Here is a 1,481-nt window from a genome sequence, read left to right on the forward strand (position 1 = left end):
TGTTGTGCACCCCAAAAGTTAGAGTCAAAATCTAACTTTTGGGGTGTTTTATTATGGCTAAATATAGCGATGAGTTTAAGTTGATGGTTGTGAAAGAGTATCTAGATGGTCCACTTAGTTTAAAGTTGCTAGTGCGTAAATACGATATAAAATCACATACGCAGCTTAGTAATTGGGTGAACGTTTACCAGAAATACGGCGCAATAGGGCTATCTAGAAAAAAGAAACATGAAATTTATTCTGTTCAATTCAAACTGGATGTACTAAGCTTTATGGATAGGACAGGCGCTTCCCGAACTGAAACAGCTCTTCATTTTGGGTTAACGAACCCACCGATGATCTCTTCTTGGAATAAAAAGTTCCTTGAAGGCGGTGTTGAAGCCCTGGACAAACCGAAAGGACGGCCAGCCATGTCGGACAAAGCGAAGAGCGTCAAGAATAGTAAGCAGCCCACACAACAGGATGAGATGACGCGTGAACAGAAACTAGAACGTGAAAATGAACTACTCCGTTTGGAGGTAGCTTATTTAAAAAAGTTAAAAGCTTTTCAGATGGATCCGGAGGGTTATCTCGAAAAGCACAAACAGCGTTATCATTCGAACTCAAAGAAAACTTCCCACTAAAGGACATCCTTCACGTCGTAGGCATCCCCGAATCTTCTTATCATTATCATCTGAAAGGAATGATGACGGAGAACCCTAACCAGGAGTTGGAAGAAGAAATTCAAACTATTTTTGAAGAGAATGATGAAAACTATGGTTACCGTAGAATTCAGCTGGCGTTGAAAAACAAAGGTATTTCAGTGAACCACAAGAAAGTTCAGCGTATCATGAGGAAGCTCGGACTCAAAGTAGAGAAATTCACTCGGAAATCTCGTCGCTATAGTTCCTATCAAGGCACCGTAGGTGCTGTTGCGAAGAACCTTATTCATCGCCGTTTCTACACAAATACGGCTTATCAAAAGCTGACAACAGACATTACAGAATTCAAGTGCTCAGATGGGTTTAAACTTTATCTCAGCCCAATTATGGACATGTATAACGGAGAGATTCTTTCATACGGCATTCATATGCATCCAACGCTGGACTTTGTGATGAAACCGTTAGAAGACGCCCTTCAAATCGTAAAAGACTCAAAATACCGGACCACTATACATTCTGATCAAGGATGGCATTATCAGCATAGGAATTGGGTGAAGATCCTTAAGGCACAACATGTGTTCCAAAGTATGTCCCGTAAAGGGAACTGTCTAGATAATTCACCAATGGAGAACTTCTTTAGTCTTTTGAAGCAGGAGATGTATTATGGGGTAGCGCTTCGCACATACGAGGAGTTAAAAAGAGATATTGAGACTTACATCAATTATTACAATAACAAGCGTATCAAGAAAAAATTAGCTGGCATGAGTCCGGTTCAATACCGTCTGCATACCAGCCAATTAGCTGCATAATATAAAACTCTAACTTTAAGGGGTCACAACA

1 protein-coding gene and 1 pseudogene are annotated in these 1,481 nt (G+C 40.4%); both read left to right on the top strand.

What is annotated here, in order from left to right:
• Nucleotides 1–53 precede the first annotated feature (53 nt).
• Nucleotides 54–623, top strand: a complete 570-nt coding sequence (locus AC25Y5_RS18890; RefSeq protein ID WP_488141644.1) for a transposase — start codon at nt 54–56, stop codon at nt 621–623.
• A pseudogene (locus AC25Y5_RS18895) lies at nt 590–1,450 on the top strand (IS3 family transposase); the annotation flags it as partial. The gene AC25Y5_RS18890 and the pseudogene AC25Y5_RS18895, both read left to right, overlap by 34 nt.
• Nucleotides 1,451–1,481: the final 31 nt, after the last annotated feature.

Source organism: Sporosarcina sp. Y1011 (genome assembly GCF_057669885.1).

Excerpts from the sequence above, each read along its gene's own strand:
- AC25Y5_RS18890 (WP_488141644.1), top strand. The coding sequence starts at position 54 with ATGGCTAAATATAGCGATGAGTTTAAGTTGATGGTTGTGAAAGAGTAT.